This window comes from Neolewinella sp. (assembly GCF_965214665.1).
GTDB lineage: Bacteria > Bacteroidota > Bacteroidia > Chitinophagales > Saprospiraceae > Neolewinella.
Map to the genome: position 1 here is coordinate 4,512,609 of NZ_OZ243970.1, position 15,294 is coordinate 4,527,902.

General features: G+C 61.8%; 10 protein-coding genes. 4 read left to right on the plus strand and 6 right to left on the minus strand.

Features of this window, described 5'->3' with window-relative positions:
- The first annotated feature begins 57 nt into the window (after positions 1–57).
- Positions 58–948 (plus strand): WD40 repeat domain-containing protein, encoded by an 891-nt coding sequence (locus tag ACOOHD_RS19385; protein ID WP_420459532.1) that lies wholly within the window; start codon positions 58–60, stop codon positions 946–948.
- A 71-nt stretch (positions 949–1,019) separates the two neighbouring features.
- Here ACOOHD_RS19385 and gcvP read toward each other — a convergent pair whose 3' ends face one another.
- The gene (gene gcvP, locus ACOOHD_RS19390; protein WP_420459533.1) at positions 1,020–3,911 is read right to left on the minus strand and encodes an aminomethyl-transferring glycine dehydrogenase; all 2,892 of its coding nucleotides are present in this window, start codon (positions 3,909–3,911) and stop codon (positions 1,020–1,022) included.
- Positions 3,912–4,088: 177 nt separating this feature from the next.
- Between gcvP and ACOOHD_RS19395 the strand changes: the two genes are divergently transcribed.
- Positions 4,089–5,300, plus strand: a complete 1,212-nt coding sequence (locus ACOOHD_RS19395; protein WP_420459534.1) for a hypothetical protein — start codon at positions 4,089–4,091, stop codon at positions 5,298–5,300.
- 76 nt (positions 5,301–5,376) lie between these two features.
- Positions 5,377–6,282 carry a sugar phosphate isomerase/epimerase family protein gene (locus tag ACOOHD_RS19400; protein ID WP_420459535.1) on the plus strand — a complete coding sequence of 302 codons (906 nt, stop codon included), beginning with the start codon at positions 5,377–5,379 and terminating at the stop codon, positions 6,280–6,282.
- Here the strand turns inward: ACOOHD_RS19400 and ACOOHD_RS19405 are convergent.
- The 5 genes from ACOOHD_RS19405 to ACOOHD_RS19425 all read right to left on the minus strand — a co-directional run bounded on the left by ACOOHD_RS19405 (position 6,279) and on the right by ACOOHD_RS19425 (position 12,072).
- Positions 6,279–6,992 (minus strand): LytR/AlgR family response regulator transcription factor, encoded by a 714-nt coding sequence (locus tag ACOOHD_RS19405; protein ID WP_420459536.1) that lies wholly within the window; start codon positions 6,990–6,992, stop codon positions 6,279–6,281. The two genes, ACOOHD_RS19400 and ACOOHD_RS19405, sit on opposite strands and share 4 nt — an antisense overlap.
- Positions 6,989–8,032 (minus strand): sensor histidine kinase, encoded by a 1,044-nt coding sequence (locus tag ACOOHD_RS19410; RefSeq protein WP_420459537.1) that lies wholly within the window; start codon positions 8,030–8,032, stop codon positions 6,989–6,991. Before ACOOHD_RS19410 ends, ACOOHD_RS19405 begins: the two co-directional genes overlap by 4 nt.
- Before the next feature lie 92 nt (positions 8,033–8,124).
- Positions 8,125–9,561 carry a hypothetical protein gene (locus tag ACOOHD_RS19415; protein WP_420459538.1) on the minus strand — a complete coding sequence of 479 codons (1,437 nt, stop codon included), beginning with the start codon at positions 9,559–9,561 and terminating at the stop codon, positions 8,125–8,127.
- Positions 9,558–10,877 (minus strand): M48 family metalloprotease, encoded by a 1,320-nt coding sequence (locus ACOOHD_RS19420; RefSeq protein WP_420459539.1) that lies wholly within the window; start codon positions 10,875–10,877, stop codon positions 9,558–9,560. Before ACOOHD_RS19420 ends, ACOOHD_RS19415 begins: the two co-directional genes overlap by 4 nt.
- 43 nt (positions 10,878–10,920) lie before the next feature.
- Positions 10,921–12,072, minus strand: coding sequence for a DUF748 domain-containing protein (locus ACOOHD_RS19425; RefSeq protein WP_420459540.1), 1,152 nt, complete (start codon positions 12,070–12,072; stop codon positions 10,921–10,923).
- A gap of 211 nt (positions 12,073–12,283) precedes the next feature.
- Here ACOOHD_RS19425 and ACOOHD_RS19430 point away from each other — a divergent pair, with 211 nt between their 5' ends.
- A complete protein-coding gene (locus ACOOHD_RS19430) occupies positions 12,284–15,286 on the plus strand; it encodes a SusC/RagA family TonB-linked outer membrane protein (protein ID WP_420459541.1) in 3,003 nt (1,000 codons plus the stop codon).
- Positions 15,287–15,294: the final 8 nt, after the last annotated feature.

Here is a 15,294-nt window from a genome sequence, read left to right on the forward strand (position 1 = left end):
GCCAGGGCTAGTACACTCCTAAAACCCTGTACCCTAACACCTTGTTCACGTCGACCCATGCTTACCCGCACCCACGTCCGCTCCGGTCACCGCGCCGCCATCTATGATTTACAGCCCGCCGGGGAGGGATTTTATAGCGCCGCGGCCGATGGATTTCTCGTCCACTGGCACCGCCAGGACGTTGACTTCGGCCGCGTCGTCGCCACCGTCGAAAAAGGTAAGTTTCTTAGCCTAGTCGCCACGCCCAACCTCCTCGTCGCTGGCTCCCTCGACGGCGGTGTACACTGGCTCTACCCCGATGCGCCCGACCGCAATAAACACATCGCCCACCACCGCCGGGGCACCTTCTCGCTCTGTCGGGTCGGTGATACCATCTACAGTGGCGGCGGCGACGGCGTGCTCACCCGCTGGTCCCTCGCCCAGGCCCGCAGCCTGGAAAGCCTCCCCGTTTCCGCCAATTCTGTGCGCCGTATCGCCCACGATCCTACCTACGACCGATTAGCCGTGGGGGCCAGCGATGGTACTATTTATCTCCTTGATCAGACTCGCCTCTCCCCTCTAGACACTGCACCCGCGCACCCGCCCTCTGTTTTTGCCCTGGGTTTTTCGCCCGACGGGGAGTACCTCTTCAGTGGGGGACGTGATGCTTCGCTGACCCGCTGGCAGGTGCTCGACGGCCGCCTCACGCCCGCACAGATCGTGAACGCCCACCTTATGACCGTCAATGCCCTGGCCGTCCACCCCAGCGGCGACTACCTGGCCACCGCGAGCCGTGATAAGACCGTGAAACTCTGGCGAACCTCTGACCTAGCCCTCCTCAAAGTCTGCGAGGTGGTGCGGGATAAGGGGCACGTGAACAGCGTAAATGCCATATGCTGGCTGGATGAGGCGACGCTGCTTACTGGGGGGGATGATCGGCGGGTGCTTGAGTGGAGGTTTAGTTATTGAGTCGTTGGGTTTTTTAGTTGTTGCGTTGTGCTACCGCACCGCAACAACCCAACAACTAAATAATTCAACAACTACACATACTCCTCAATCGGCGGACACGTACACACAAAGTTGCGATCCCCGTAGCCGTCATCGACGCGGGCGACGCTCGGCCAGAACTTGAAGCCCTGACGCAGGTATGGCAGCGGGTATGCAGCCTGGCTGCGGCTGTAGGGGTGGGCCCAGTCGTCGGCGGTAAGCTCGGTGACGGTGTGGGGGGCGTTCTGGAGGACGTTATCCGTGGCGTCGACATCCCCGCGGGCAACGGCATCGGCTTCCTCGCGGATGGCGATGAGGGCCTCGCAGAAGCGGTCGAGCTCTTCCTTGGATTCGCTCTCGGTGGGCTCGATCATGACGGTGCCGGCCACGGGCCAGGAGAGGGTGGGGGCGTGGAAGCCGTAGTCGATCAGCCGCTTGGCCAGGTCACCGGCGCTCATCACCGACTTGAAGGGGCGTAGGTCGAGGATGAGCTCGTGGGCGGAGCGGCCGTGCTCACCGGTGAAGAGGACGTCGTAGTGCTCCTCCACGCGGGCCTTGATGTAGTTGGCGTTGAGGATGGCGTACTCGCTGGCTTCCCTGAGTCCCTGCGCGCCGAGCATCTTGATGTAGGCGTAGCTGATCAGGAGGATGCTGGCACTGCCCCAGGGGGCGGAGGCGACGGCGCTGGTGCCCTTTTGTCCGCCGGTGTCCTGGAGGGGGTGGCTGGGTAGGAAGGGGGCCAGCTTTTCGTTGCAGCAGATGGGGCCCATGCCGGGACCGCCGCCGCCGTGGGGGATGGCGAAGGTCTTGTGCAGGTTGAGGTGGCAGACGTCGGCGCCGATCAGGCCGGGGCTGGTGAGGCCGACCTGGGCGTTCATGTTGGCCCCGTCCATGTAGACCAGTCCGCCGTGGGCGTGCACCACCTCGCACATCTCCACCACGCCGGTTTCGAAGACACCGTAGGTGCTGGGGTAGGTAATCATCAGGGCGGCCAGTTTGTCCTGGTGCTTTTCCGTCTTTTCGCGGAGGTCGGCGATGTCGACGTTGCCGGCCGCGTCGCTCTTCACCACCACGACCTGCATTCCGGCCATAACGGCGCTGGCGGGGTTGGTACCGTGGGCGCTTTCGGGGATGATGGCCACGTCGCGATGAGACTCGCCGCGGTTGAGGTGGTAGGCGCGGATGACCATCAGTCCGGCGTACTCGCCACTGGCCCCACTATTGGGCTGCAGGCTACAGGCGGTGAAGCCGGTAATCTCGGCCAGGTCCCGCTCCAGCTCCTGAAACAGCTGCTTATAGCCCTGCGCCTGCTCGATGGGTGCGAAGGGATGGATGTCGGCAAACTCCGGCCAGCTCACCGGGATCAGCTCCGTAGCTGCGTTTAGTTTCATGGTGCAGGAGCCCAGCGGGATCATGCTGTGCATCAGGCTCAGGTCCTTGTTTTCGAGGCGCTTGAGGTAGCGCATCATCTCGGTCTCCGTGCGGTAGTTCGTGAAGTTCGGGTGGGTCAGAAAGGGGGTGGTGCGGCGGAGCGCGGGTGCAATGTGGGTAGCAATGCCCTCTACGCCCCCGTCTTCCGTAAGCTCCGCGCCCCGGTAGTCTAGCTTGGCTTCGAAGATGCGGCAGACGGCCTGCAGGTCAGTAGTAGCTACCGTCTCATCGAAGCTGATACGGATACCGCCCTCGCTGGGGTAAAAGAAGTTATAGCCCTCGGTCTCGGCCCGCTGCCGGATGCCGGCCACCCGTTCGGGACTGGCCTCGATGTGCAGGGTATCGAAGTACTGATCGCCGGCCAGGGTGAAGCCCGCCGCCCGCAGCGTATTGGCCAGGATAACCGTGAAGTGGTGGGTGCGTTTGGCGATGGCGGTGAGCCCCTCGGCGCCGTGGTAGCAGGCGTACATGGCGGCCATGTTGGCCAGCAGGGCCTGGGCGGTGCAGATGTTGGAGGTGGCTTTTTCGCGGCGGATGTGCTGCTCGCGGGTCTGCAGGGCCATGCGTAGGGCGACGTTGCCGTGGCGGTCCTGGCTCACGCCGATGATGCGGCCGGGGATAAGGCGCTTGTAGGTATCCTGCACGGCAAAGTAGGCGGCGTGCGGTCCGCCGAAGCCCATCGGCACCCCGAAGCGCTGGCTGCTGCCCACCACGGCATCGGCCCCCCACTCGCCGGGAGGGGTAAGCAGGGTGAGGGCCAGCAGGTCGGCGGCGACCGTGACGGTGATGTCGGCAGCCTTAGCTTGTTCGGTGACGGAGCGGTAGTCCTCGATACGCCCGTCGGCCCCGGGGTACTGCAGCAGCACACCGAAGACGTGGTCACCGTCGAGCGCAAACTCACTGACCGGACTTACCCGAACCTCGATATCCAGCGGCTCGGCCCGCGTGCGCACGACGGCCAGGGTCTGTGGCAGTACCTGATCGGAGACCAGGAAGACGTTAGCCGGGTCGGACTTCGCCCGCTTATTCTTGTAGCCGTAGAACATCGTCATGGCCTCGGCCGCCGCGGTGCCCTCGTCGAGCAGGCTGGCGTTGGCCACGGGCAGGGCGGTGAGGTCGCTGATAAGGGTCTGGAAGTTGAGTAGGCTCTCCAGCCGACCTTGCGCGATCTCGGCCTGGTAGGGAGTATACTGGGTGTACCAACCGGGGTTGCAGAACAAGTTACGGAGGATGACGCTCGGCGTGATGGTGCCGTAGTAGCCCATACCGACGAAGCTGCGGTAGACCTTATTGCGGTCGGCCAGCCCCCGCAGGTGCTGTAGGTAGTAGTACTCGCTGATCGGCGGATCGACCTTAAGCGGCTCCCGTAGTCGGATAGAATCAGGCACCGTCTGGTTGATCAGCGTAGCGAGCGAATCGACGCCAATGGTCTCCAGCATGGCCTCGGTTTCGGCGGCGGAGGGGCCGATGTGGCGGTGGCTGAACTGGTCGAAACGGGGGGTGAGGGCGTGCATATACAGGGCTTGGGGTAGGGGGTGGCAAAGGTAATGGTTGGGGGGTGGATTGGGTTGTGGGTACCGTTTGATGAAGGCTCTCCTGATTACCTTTAGCACCGTTCACTCCCGGGGCTTACACTGGGGATTTTTAACTCCAGCGAGCGCCCGGTGGTGAGTTTTCAAGATTCGCCGATCATGCCCCACCTATGTTATCTTCTCCTCGCTACCACCCTGCTAACCGCCCAACAACCCGCTCCCCGCCCCGGTTACCTCATTGACGTGGCCGGCACCCGCTCCGAAGTCTACATCCTCGACCGCGACTGGGTCGATAACCCCAGCAGCTTCAGGTACCGCACCGACGCAGCTACCGGCGATTGGCAAACCGCTACGGTATCCGAGGTAAGCGAGTTCGGCTACACCGACGGCTCCCTCCAGTACCGCCGCTTTACCGTAGGTATCGACCGGTCGAGCGAGCAGCCCAAATTGCTCAGCACGGCCGCCGTGCCGCAGTACGTAGAGGCGACGGTCTTTCTGGAGCTACTGGTCGAAGGGCCGGCCGAACTGTACGCCTACACCGAGGGCAACCTGCGTCGCTTCTACTACCGCCGCGGTACCGGTAACCTGCAGCCGCTGGTCAGCCGGGCCTACCGGGTGGGATCGGTGGGCATCCAGCGCGACAACTCCTTCCGCGGTACCCTGCGCCGGGAGCTCAGTTGCGGACCACCCCAGGACGCGCGACTGGCCGAACTCCGCTACGAGCGTGCTCCCCTAGTGCGCTGCTTCACGGCGTATAACGACTGCGTGGGTGGCGCGTCCAGAACCCTCGAACGCCGTACCGCCCGGGGTAGACTGAGTATCGCGCCCCGAATCGGCGTGGAGCGGGGTACCATCATCTTTGGGGAGGTCACTCCCTTCGGCACGACGCTCGCCTCGGAGGTAACCGACTACCGGCCGCGCTACGGACTCGAAGTGGAATACCAACTCCCCTTTGCCAACAACCGCTGGGCGGTATTCGCCGAGGTGGCGCAGCGGAGTGTGCGGGGGCAGCGTACGCGGGGACTGGACCGCAGCATCAACTTTTACTACCAGGCGGTGACCGTACCCCTCGGTATTCGGCGGTACATAGATATCACCGGGGGCAGTAGTGGGTTGTTTGTCGATGCGGTCGTATCGCTGGACGTGCCCTACAAATCAAACTTCACCCTCGTCGGGTCGATCCTCTCCACCGAGGTCACCCCGAGTGCGAACCCGGGCTTCGAGTTCGGACTGGGGCTTAACCTGCGGGATCGCTACCAGCTACAGCTGCGCTACGGCCTGGAGCGGGGGGTGACGGATAATTACCGCAACTACTCTACGGATTATACTACGCTGGGGGTGGTGGGGGCTTATCGGATTGGGGTGCTTTAGCGCTGCCGGAGGCAGCCTTGTACTGACCACCTTTATAATGAATCTACCACACTCAATCACCCCTTACCTTTACCCCATGAACACACGCCCAATCCTCCTAGCCCTACTCCTAGGGATCCTACTCGCCGCCTGCGCCCCACGCCAGAGCTCGACGGCCCCCACCACGTCCGCCGCATCCGGCGCACCCGCCCAACAACTGGGAGGACTGGCCCTGTACACCCTGCGCGATACCATGGCGGTCGACCCCCGCGCCGCCCTGCGCCAGGTCGCCGCCGATGGCTACGCCTACATCGAGGCGGCCGGCTACCAGGATGGAAAGTTCTACGGCATGTCACCCACCGAGTTCAAGGGTTTTCTGAAGGAGGTTGGGCTCAAACCCATGAGCTCCCACAACGGAGGCATCACGATGGAAAATCTAGACCAGACCATCGCCGACGTAAAGGCCGCCGGCTTCGAATACCTGGTGATCCCGGTACCGCCCATGGGGGCCTTTGGCTTCAACGCCGAGGCACGCACGATGGAGATGAAAAAGCCCATGGAGGAGGTGATGGCCGACATCAACACGATCGCCGCGCGCTGCGCCGCCGCCGGACTAAAGTGCCTGTACCACAACCACGACTTCGAGTTCCGGGAAACGGCCCAGGGTGTAGTGCCCATCGAATACTTCCTGGAAAACTCCGACCCCGACGAGCTCAACTTCCAGATGGACCTCTTCTGGGTGACTAAGGCGGATGCCGATCCGCTCGACTACTTTAGCCGCTACCCGGGCCGCTTCCGGGCCTGGCACGTGAAGGATATGGACAGCGAGGGCCGCTTCGCTCCGGTCGGGGAGGGTAGCATTGACTTTGCCCGCATCCTGGCCGAGAAGGCGGAGTCGGGCATGGAGTTTTACCTGGTGGAGCAGGACCAGACCTTTGACGAGACGCCGATGGAGGCCATTGCCATCAGCCACCGGGCGCTGGAGAAATTAGGGTTTAACTAGAGGTAGCGGTCCTCGACGAACTGCTTGACGCGGCTGCGGTAGCTCTCGCTCACCGGCACCTCGGCCTGGCCGATCTTGAGGGCATCGCGCGTCACCTCCTCGATCCAGTCTAGGCCCACGATGTAGGAGTGATGCACCCGCATGAAGCGGTCCTCGGGTAGGGTCTCGACCAGTCCGCGGAGGCTCTGGAGGGTGGTGATCTTGCGCTGTGGGGTGTGGATCCGGACGTAGTCCTTCAGTCCCTCGATGTACTGGATATCCTCCAGCCGGATACGCACGCTCTTGGTGCCGTCCTTGACGAACAGGTAATCCGGCGTGGCCGGTAGCACCGTAGACTCGGTGGTTGGCAAGGTAGCCGGACTGAGTAAACGGTCTACGCACTTCAGGAAGCGCTCGAAGGTGATGGGCTTGAGCAGGTAGTCGGCCACGTCGAGCTCATACCCCTCGATGGCGTAGTCAGAATAGGCCGTGGTGAGCACGACGGCGGGTGGCTCCCTCAGCACCCGGAGCAGGCCGATACCGGTGAGCTCCGGCATCTGCACGTCGAGGAAGAGCACGTCGGGCGGATCGGTCTGCAGCCGTTGCAGCGCGGCCACGGAACTACTCAGGGAGCCGGCCAGGGTGAGGCTGGGCGTACGGTCGATGTACTGCTCCAGCAGGGCGCGGGCCATGGGCTCGTCGTCGACCACCAGGCAGCTCAGCGGAGTCACGCGAGTTGGAGTTGGAGGTCTACGCGGTAGCGGTCCTCGGTCTCGTCGGTGTGCAGCCGGTAGCGGTCGGGGTAGCTGAGCTCCAGGCGGCGGCGGACGTTCTGTAGCCCAATGCCCGACTTTTCGTTCAGGGTTTTGCTGCCCGCGGCCAGCTTGCTGTTGGTGACGCGGTAGTGGCAGCTGCCGGCCTCTACATCGAGGCGCACGGTGATGAAGACGTCCCCTTCGGCCGACCCGCTCACCCCGTGCTTGAAGGCATTTTCGAGAAAGGTGATCAGGATCAGGGGGGCAATGCGCACGCCCTCTACCTCGCCGGCGACCTCGAAGGTGATGGGCACCCGGTCATCGAGGCGCAGCCGCTCCAGGCTCAGGTAGTTTTCGATGTACTCGATCTCGCGGGCCAGCGGCACCAGGGGGTGGTTGGAATCGTAGAGCATGTAGCGCATCATGCCCGAGAGCTTGGCGATCACCTCCGGGGTACGGCTGCTCTCGTTGATGGCCAGGTAGTAGAGGTTGTTGAGGGTATTGAAGAGGAAGTGGGGGTTGATCTGCGCCTTGAGGAACTGTAGCTCGCTGGTCAGCTGCTGGTTTTCGAGCTCCTTGCGGCGGGCCTCCAACTCGAAGTAGTCCTCCACGAAACGGAGCAGGCCCACGCAAACGGTGGCAAAGAAGGCACTCGTGATCACGTTGGCGGCAAAACGGGGACTGTACATCCAGTCGCTCCCCGGAAAGTAGTAGCCCAGGATGAGCTCCTTACCCCACAAAAAAAAGTAGCTGAAGACCACGAAGAGGGGACCGAAGGTGAGCAGGTAGCGCCCCACGGCCTGGTCGCGGATCAGCCGCGGCAGGAAGTAGAAGTAGTTGAGGTAGCTAATGCCGAGCAGCGACAGGACGTGGAAGCTGCCGTCTGACATGATGCGGCCCCAATTCGCCTCCCCGTCCTTACCAAAACCGATGGTGTAGAAGAATAGCGAAGCGTACACGCTCCAGAAGGAGGTGTGTAGGATAAGCTTCTTGTTCCGCTGGAAGAAATCAGTCATCGAGGGAGAATGCCGGAGTCCGGCTAAGGTAACGGATTGTGGCGGGCGGGCGGGGGTTAATCTACCGTTGGGGTGGGATAATCTACCCTTCGCTAGTAATTCAGCTTCTCCAGCCGCGGCACGATCTTACCCTCTCCGAACTTCGGCTCCAGCACGCAGAGGTACCCCTCCCGGGCTGGGTAGAGCCGGAGGTAGTCCGTGTCCTTGAGCGGAATGTATTCCGTGACGAAGCCCTCTCCGTTGAAGACCGTAGCGTTGATGCCCAGGTAGGTCACGCCGTCCTTAGCAAAACTGCGGTCCAGGACGTAGTGGAAGTTACGTGGGCCGAGCTGGTGCGACAGGGCGTGATTGAAGGGGCCGTCGTACATCCGCAGCGTATTGAGCTGCTGAGGATTGGTAAGCGTAGTGGGGAGTACGAAGTTCTGGTGCCGTAGGACGACCAGGTCCAGTAGGTGGCCGGCCGCGTCGAAGGCCACCGCGTAGGGACTGGTGTACATCACGTTACGCCGCTGGGTAGTAAAGGGCTCCAGTACCAGCGAGAACGCTCCCGTGGGCGTGATCAGTCCCACCCGGTACACGAACTCGACCTGGGGCGGCAGCGGCGACAGCCCCTGCTCGCGCAGCTTGGCCCCCACGGCGGCGGGTAGATCGACGGATTTCGTGTCCACGAGCCGATCAGCCTGGTAGGTGAGGATGTCCAGGGTGGGGGGGATGGTAACACGCTTTTCCTGCCGCGCGGGGTGCAGACGGAGTAGCTTATAGCCCGTACCGACGCGGGCCGCCCCGATGAAGGTAGGTGCCTCGGCGGCCCGCTGGGTCTCAACGATCTCGCCGAAGCGGTCCGCCCCGGTAGTTAGGTCCAGGGCGTAAACGGCACTCTGCACCCTGCGGCTGAAGGTTTTAGTGACCAGGTCCCAGACCCGGAGCAGCAGCACCTCCTCGTCCAGGGCGGCTACGGCCAGCCGGATGTCCGTGCTGCTGGCTGCGGGCGAGCCGTAGCGGCGCATCCAGCCCTTATTGTCGCCCTGGGTGACTACCTTCTCCACGACGTAGTTGGTATTGCTGACCGCGCTACCCGGTTGGATCGGAAAGGAGTTGACCACCACGAAGCCGTCGGGGGTGGCGTAGAGCTCGCCGCTGGTCTTTAGGGTCTGTCCCTGTAGGGGATAGGTCGCTACGGTGCGCGCTGACTGGTCCAGCACCTCCACGCGACTGCGCTTACCGGCCACGTCGTGAATGAGCACGCCGAGGTGGGTACCGTTGTAGGCCACGTCCTGTACGTCGGTATCTTCCCCCGGCGGGTAGGTCTTTTCGCCCACCGGCTGTAGGTTGCTACTGTACAGCGATACGGTGAATATGGCGTTCTTCTGCCGCTCGTCCTGCCGGCTGGTGATGCTGTAGTGGCCCACGTTCTGCTGGTCCTGCAGCAGCTCGCCCCACGTCAGCAGTTGATCGGTGATGGGCGGTGCCTCCTGGGCGGTGGCCCGTAGGCAGGTCAGTACACATACAGCTAGGTAAAATAACCTCATCGTTGGGCGGCGTAGGCGGCCGGGTGCGCGTACTGCAGGTAGGCCAGGGTGAATGCTTTGAGTTCCGACTGCCGCATCTGCCGCAGCACCCGCACCACCTGTCGGGAGGCAGCGTCGTGGAAGAATTCCGGCGGCGGCACCGCCTCGTCGAAGTCGTGGGCCTCGGCCGCCCGGTAGACTTCCAGCAGGGCATCGGCACTCAGTCGCCGTAGGGCCGCATCGTCCGGCTGCTGGTGCAACAGGCGCAGGGCGGCCACCAGGGCCAGTCCGTAATCGCGCCCCTGGAAGTGCGCTCTTAGTAGGGCCATATCTACCGTATCCCGCAGACCGTGGGCGTGGCCCGTCTGCAGCGTATCGCCGGCCAGCTGCTCGGTCACGTAGCCCCGCATGCGTTGCTGGCGGTCGGCCAGGGCGGGGTGGGTAAGTAGGCTATCGGTTTCCCAGAAGTAGGCGGGCTTGTCGTCCGCTCCCTCTGCGGCCCCCGCCCCGAACCCGCCGCCGCCGAAGAGCTGGGGCGGGGGAGTAAGCCAGGCTTCCTGCAGGGGAGCGGCCTCGGTGGCGAGTAGCTCCACCAGCTCGTCGCGGCGGCTACTGTCTACCGGCACCCGGCTACCCGCTGCGAGGGCCCGCGCCGCGAAACTGGCCGGATACCCCAGGCGGCTGAAGTACACCAGCGCCAGACTGTCGGCCTGCAGCTCCGCCTCCCGCTGTAGCCGGAAGCCGGCGTAAGTGTGATCGCGTAGGTCCTGGATCAGGTTGCGCTGCCGGCGCTGACTGCGAAACAGGGTGGGCCGACCGAGTTTGCGCAGGGTGGGCGAAACGGCCGCCTGCCGGTCGGCCAGGCCGCGGAGCTTGCTCAGTTGGTGCCGCAGCCGGTCGTGGGCCACCTCGTGGCAGAATACGAACAACAGCTCCTCTTCGGTGCCCAGCTGCCGCAGTAGTCCCAGGTTGATGGTAAACAGCCCCTGCCCCATACTAAAGGCGTTGCTGGTGTAATCTTGGTCGAGGAATACGATGGGGTCTAGGTCCAGTTCGTTGGTCATCACGATGCGGTCGAAGAGTCCCTCCAGGTAGGGCCGCAACGCGCCGTCGAAGAGGTAGGCACTATCACGGATTTCCCGGCGCAGGTAGTCGTCCCGCTCGGTGAGGGCGGTACGTAGGAAATCCCGCCGGGCCACGGGGGTAGCGCCCACCACGGCCGCGGTACGGCGCGTGAGCTCGGCGAAGAGGGCGGTGGTATCGGGGGGCGGAGCGCCCTGCCCACTCAGTACGGTCGTCCAGGCCAGCAGGACCGGCAACCAGCGCAAATAAGTCAATACTCGGAGTTTAATCTGTTATCTAAGCGTCCAACGCCTAAGCTTATTGCCCCCCCTTCTCCGCCCGCCGCTTAGCCCGCCGCTCCTGCCGCAGTTCCTTTTTCGACTTCCCCTCCCCGTCGCGGTTCAGCGCGTCCTGGTAGTCGATGCTGTCGTCGGTGTCGGGGGAAAAGGCCTTGATCCAGGCATTTTTGAAGATATTGGTCACCGTGGGCCAGATCTTCACCTGCGGATCGGTTAGATCACCCTCGAAGGCCACCTCCGTGCCCAGCGTATCGGTCTTCTGGTTGGTAAACAGGAACTTAAAGAAGCCCACGAAGCCCTCCCACACGGTCTGGGTGAAGGAGTCGTCCTTGCCGATCAGCTTACCGTCGGTCAGCAGCGGCTTGATGTAGCCCTTCATAAAACCATCGGCGATGGCTACCTCGCTGAACACCTCGAAGGTGCCGCTCTCAAAGTCGATGCCCACGTACTGCCGCGTCCAGTCGTTGAGGGCCGTGGCGCTGGCCCCCTCCAGGGAGAAGGTCAGGTCTACGTCCGGTACCTCCCTGAGTAGGTTTACCTTACCGTCCAGCTTCACCGCCCCGCCGCCGAAGCTCACGCCGCTGGCCGTGACCGGCGAGGGCAGGGTATTGGGCGCGGCTACGACGTTGCTCAGATTGTCGGCCACCAGCCGTAGTTTGGTAATTTCCAGGTCGATGTTCGGCTCGGCGTTCACCTCTACGTAGGCCAGTTTTCCGTCGATGATCTCCAGGTGGTTAATGTCGATCGGCACCAGGTCGGTCAGCGCCTTAGTCCAGTCGTCGGTGCTGGGGCTTTCCTCCGTCGTTAGGCTTTCCTGGTCCTCCAGCAAATAAATCACCTCGGGGCTCGTCAGGTAGATTTCGCTTACCACCCGCCCCTTGAACAGCGATTTCCACTCCACGCTGATGTCCGTCTGCGGCAGCTTCAGGAAGGGCACCTCGGTGGCCCCGTTCACCACGTTGAGGTACATCCCCTTAATGACGTAGGCGCCGCGCAGCAGGGCGATGTCGATATCGGCCACCTGCCCGTAGTAGCCCGGCAGCTCGGCCAGCGTCTTGTTGACGTAGTTCTTCACTAGCGTCGGCAGGTACAGCCGGAAGGCCACGAGCAGCAGTACCACCACGGCCGGGATAATGAAGCGCTTACGGCGGTAAAACGGACGGTCAGGCATAACCAGTGAACTAGTTAAACTACAACAGGGGGCGGGGCCGCAGGTGCGCACGGCGTGAAACCGACGGCTTACCTCAGCCCGCACTGCCGAATCATGTCACCCATTTTAACACATTTATAAAAATTAAATCGGTTGAATTCTAAAAGCGGAGTATATTTCACCGGTCGTTGACTGTAGCGACCGTCGATCTCACTACAACTTAATCTCCATCATGCAACGAATTTTACTTCTGCTGTTCCTGGCGGGAGGTAGCACGCTGGTAGCTATGTCCTCACCGCTGCCCCTGCCCCCCACCGAATTAGTTCCCATTACCGGTATTATCACCGATGAGAGCGGCGAGCCACTTATCGGCGCTACCGTGCTCCAGGAGGGCACTACTATAGGGACGGTCACCGATTTCGACGGCCGTTTCACCATCGACGTAACGGACGATGATCCCCACCTAGTCGTCACTTACACCGGCTACGAAAGCCAAGTTATCCAGGTAGGTAGCCAGACCGAATTCCAGATTGTCCTGCGGGAAGACTCCCAAACCCTCGACGAGGTGGTCGTGGTGGGCTACGGCATCCAGCGTAAACGCGACGTTACCGCCTCCATCTCCAGCCTGGAGGCAGAGCAGATCACCGAGATTGCCACCCCCAGCGGCGTACAGGCCATGCAGGGGCAGGTCAGTGGAGTGGACATCGTCAGCGGCGGCGGACGGCCGGGTGCCAACCCCACCATTCGCATCCGGGGCCGGCGGTCACTCTCAGCGAGTAATGACCCCCTCTTCGTCATCGACGGTATCCCCCAGACCAGTGGCACCAACGCCATTGCGGACATCAATCCCCAGGACATCGAGTCCATGGAAATACTCAAAGACGCTGCCGGCACGGCCATTTACGGCAGCCGGGGTTCCAACGGGGTGGTCATCGTGACCACCAAGCGGGGCTCCGCCGGTCGTACCATCGTCTCCTACGACGGTTACTACGGCGTGACCAGCGCCCTGAATACCGTGGACATGATGAACGGCGCGGAGTTTGCCGCCCTCAAGCGCGAGAGCCGGCGACTGGGGTGGAACGGTACCATCCCCTCCGATGAGGAGGTCTTTCTCGACCCTACCGAATTGGAAAGTATTGCCGAGGGCAGGAGTACGGATTTTCAGGACCTGGTACTTGACAATGGCAATCAGATGAACCACCAGCTCGGCGTGCGCGGTGGATCAGAGAATACCCAGTTCAATATGTCGCTCGGCTACTTCGACGAGCAGGGCATCATCAGTAATATGGATTTCTCACGCTACACCGCACGGGTGAATCTGGACCAACGCATCGGCAACATCTTCCAGGCCGGTATTTCCTTTACCGCCTCCAACTCGACGCAAAACTTTGGCTCTAACGCCACCATCGGCGAGGCCCTGGCCAACAACCCCCTGGGCGTACCCTACAATGAGGACGGTACGGTCCGTTTCCTACCCACCAACGACGGCATTCGCACCAACCCCCTGGCCGAGATACAGCCCGATGCCTACATTGACGAACGGCGGGTGACGCGCCTTTTCGCCCCTATCTACATTAAAGCGGATATCTTGCCCGGGCTCAATTTCACCTCCACCTTCGGCCCCGACGTGCGCTACTACCGCCGGGGGGAGTTCCGCTCCAGTCTTACGAACGACAACCGTGGCGGCCCCTCGGATGCCGAGATTGAAAATTCTCAGGACTTCGGCTACACCTGGGAAAACCTTATTAACTACAACCGCGACTTTGGCAGCGATCATACGCTGGGATTGACCGGCCTGCAGTCGATTCAGAGTTTCCGCTACGAGGTACAGCGCAATGCGGTACTTAACCTGCCCTACGAGGAGCAGCTGTTCTACAACATTGGCACGGCGGAGGTGAAGGGCGACCTCTCCTCCTTTCTGCAGGAATGGAAGCTCGCCTCCTTCATGGCCCGGGCCAACTACTCCTTTAAGGGTAAGTACCTGTTTCAGGCCAGCATCCGGGCCGATGGTTCTAGCCGACTAGCCGAGGGCAATCAGTGGGACTATTTCCCGGGTATTTCTTTGGGTTGGCGCATCGGAGCGGAGCCTTTCTTACAGGGTGCTACCTTCATTAACGACCTGAAACTACGCGTCAGCTACGGCGAGGTGGGCAATACCGCTATCGACCCCTACAGTACACGGGGAGCTCTACAGCGTACCACCTACGCCTGGGCGGAGAACCCCGCCTTTGGCTTTGCCCTCCGGGATATTCCTAATCCAGAACTTGGCTGGGAGGTCTCCAAAACACTCAACTTCGGACTAGACTTCGATCTGCTCAACGGCCGCTTCAACGGTTCGGTAGAGGTCTTCCGCACCAGCACCGAGAACTTGCTCCTGGCCCGTAACCTACCCCCGACATCCGGTTACGCCAGCGTATTTCAAAACATTGGGGCAACGCAAACCAACGGAGCGGAGCTCACCCTTGGTGCGGCCATTTTCAACAACCCGACCGGCTTTCAGTGGTCAGTAGACTTTAACATCTCACGCTACACCGAGGAGATCACCGAGCTGGCCCTGCGCGATGAGGCGGGTAACCCCATCGACGACGTTGGCAATGGCTGGTTCATTGGCGAGAGTATCACCTCCTTTTTCGACTACCGCAAGATCGGCATCTACCAGGCCGACGAGGTCGACCTAGCCGCTAGCCGCGAGAATAAGGAACCCGGCGAAATCAAAATTGACGACATCAACGGCGACGGCATCATCACGCCCGAGGACCGGGTGATCATCGGCTCCGAGGTGCCGGACTTCCTGGGCGGTATCACCAATCGCTTCGAGTACCGGGGACTGGATCTTTCGGTGTTCTTTTTCTTCCGTCAGGGGCAGACTATTGAGAGCCGATTTCATAATGGCAACAACCTGCTCTTCGGCCGCTACAACAACCTGGACGTCGACTACTGGACCATCGACAACCCCACGAATGCCAATCCCCGGCCCAACGAGAATCAGGAACGGCCACGCAACGTCTCTTCCCTTAGTTACTTCGATGGCAGCTTCGTCAAGCTGCGCAACGTGCAGCTAGGCTACAACCTGCCGGATAACCTCGTTTCCCGACTGGGCATGAGCCGGTTACGGTTCTACGTCTCCGGACAAAATCTCTGGTTCAGCTCCGAATACGATAGCTATGACCCCGAGATCAACGACATCATCCCAAGCACCAAAATTTTTCTGGGCGGCCTGCGCGCTACCTTCTAATCCCCCCG

Bases quoted from the DNA above. Each gene is read 5' to 3' on its own strand.
- ACOOHD_RS19385 (WP_420459532.1), top strand. From the start codon at position 58: ATGCTTACCCGCACCCACGTCCGCTCCGGTCACCGCGCCGCCATCTAT.
- gcvP (WP_420459533.1), bottom strand. From the start codon at position 3,911: ATGCACGCCCTCACCCCCCGTTTCGACCAGTTCAGCCACCGCCACATC.
- ACOOHD_RS19395 (WP_420459534.1), top strand. From the start codon at position 4,089: ATGCCCCACCTATGTTATCTTCTCCTCGCTACCACCCTGCTAACCGCC.
- ACOOHD_RS19400 (WP_420459535.1), top strand. From the start codon at position 5,377: ATGAACACACGCCCAATCCTCCTAGCCCTACTCCTAGGGATCCTACTC.
- ACOOHD_RS19410 (WP_420459537.1), bottom strand. From the start codon at position 8,032: ATGACTGATTTCTTCCAGCGGAACAAGAAGCTTATCCTACACACCTCC.
- ACOOHD_RS19415 (WP_420459538.1), bottom strand. From the start codon at position 9,561: ATGAGGTTATTTTACCTAGCTGTATGTGTACTGACCTGCCTACGGGCC.
- ACOOHD_RS19425 (WP_420459540.1), bottom strand. From the start codon at position 12,072: ATGCCTGACCGTCCGTTTTACCGCCGTAAGCGCTTCATTATCCCGGCC.
- ACOOHD_RS19430 (WP_420459541.1), top strand. From the start codon at position 12,284: ATGCAACGAATTTTACTTCTGCTGTTCCTGGCGGGAGGTAGCACGCTG.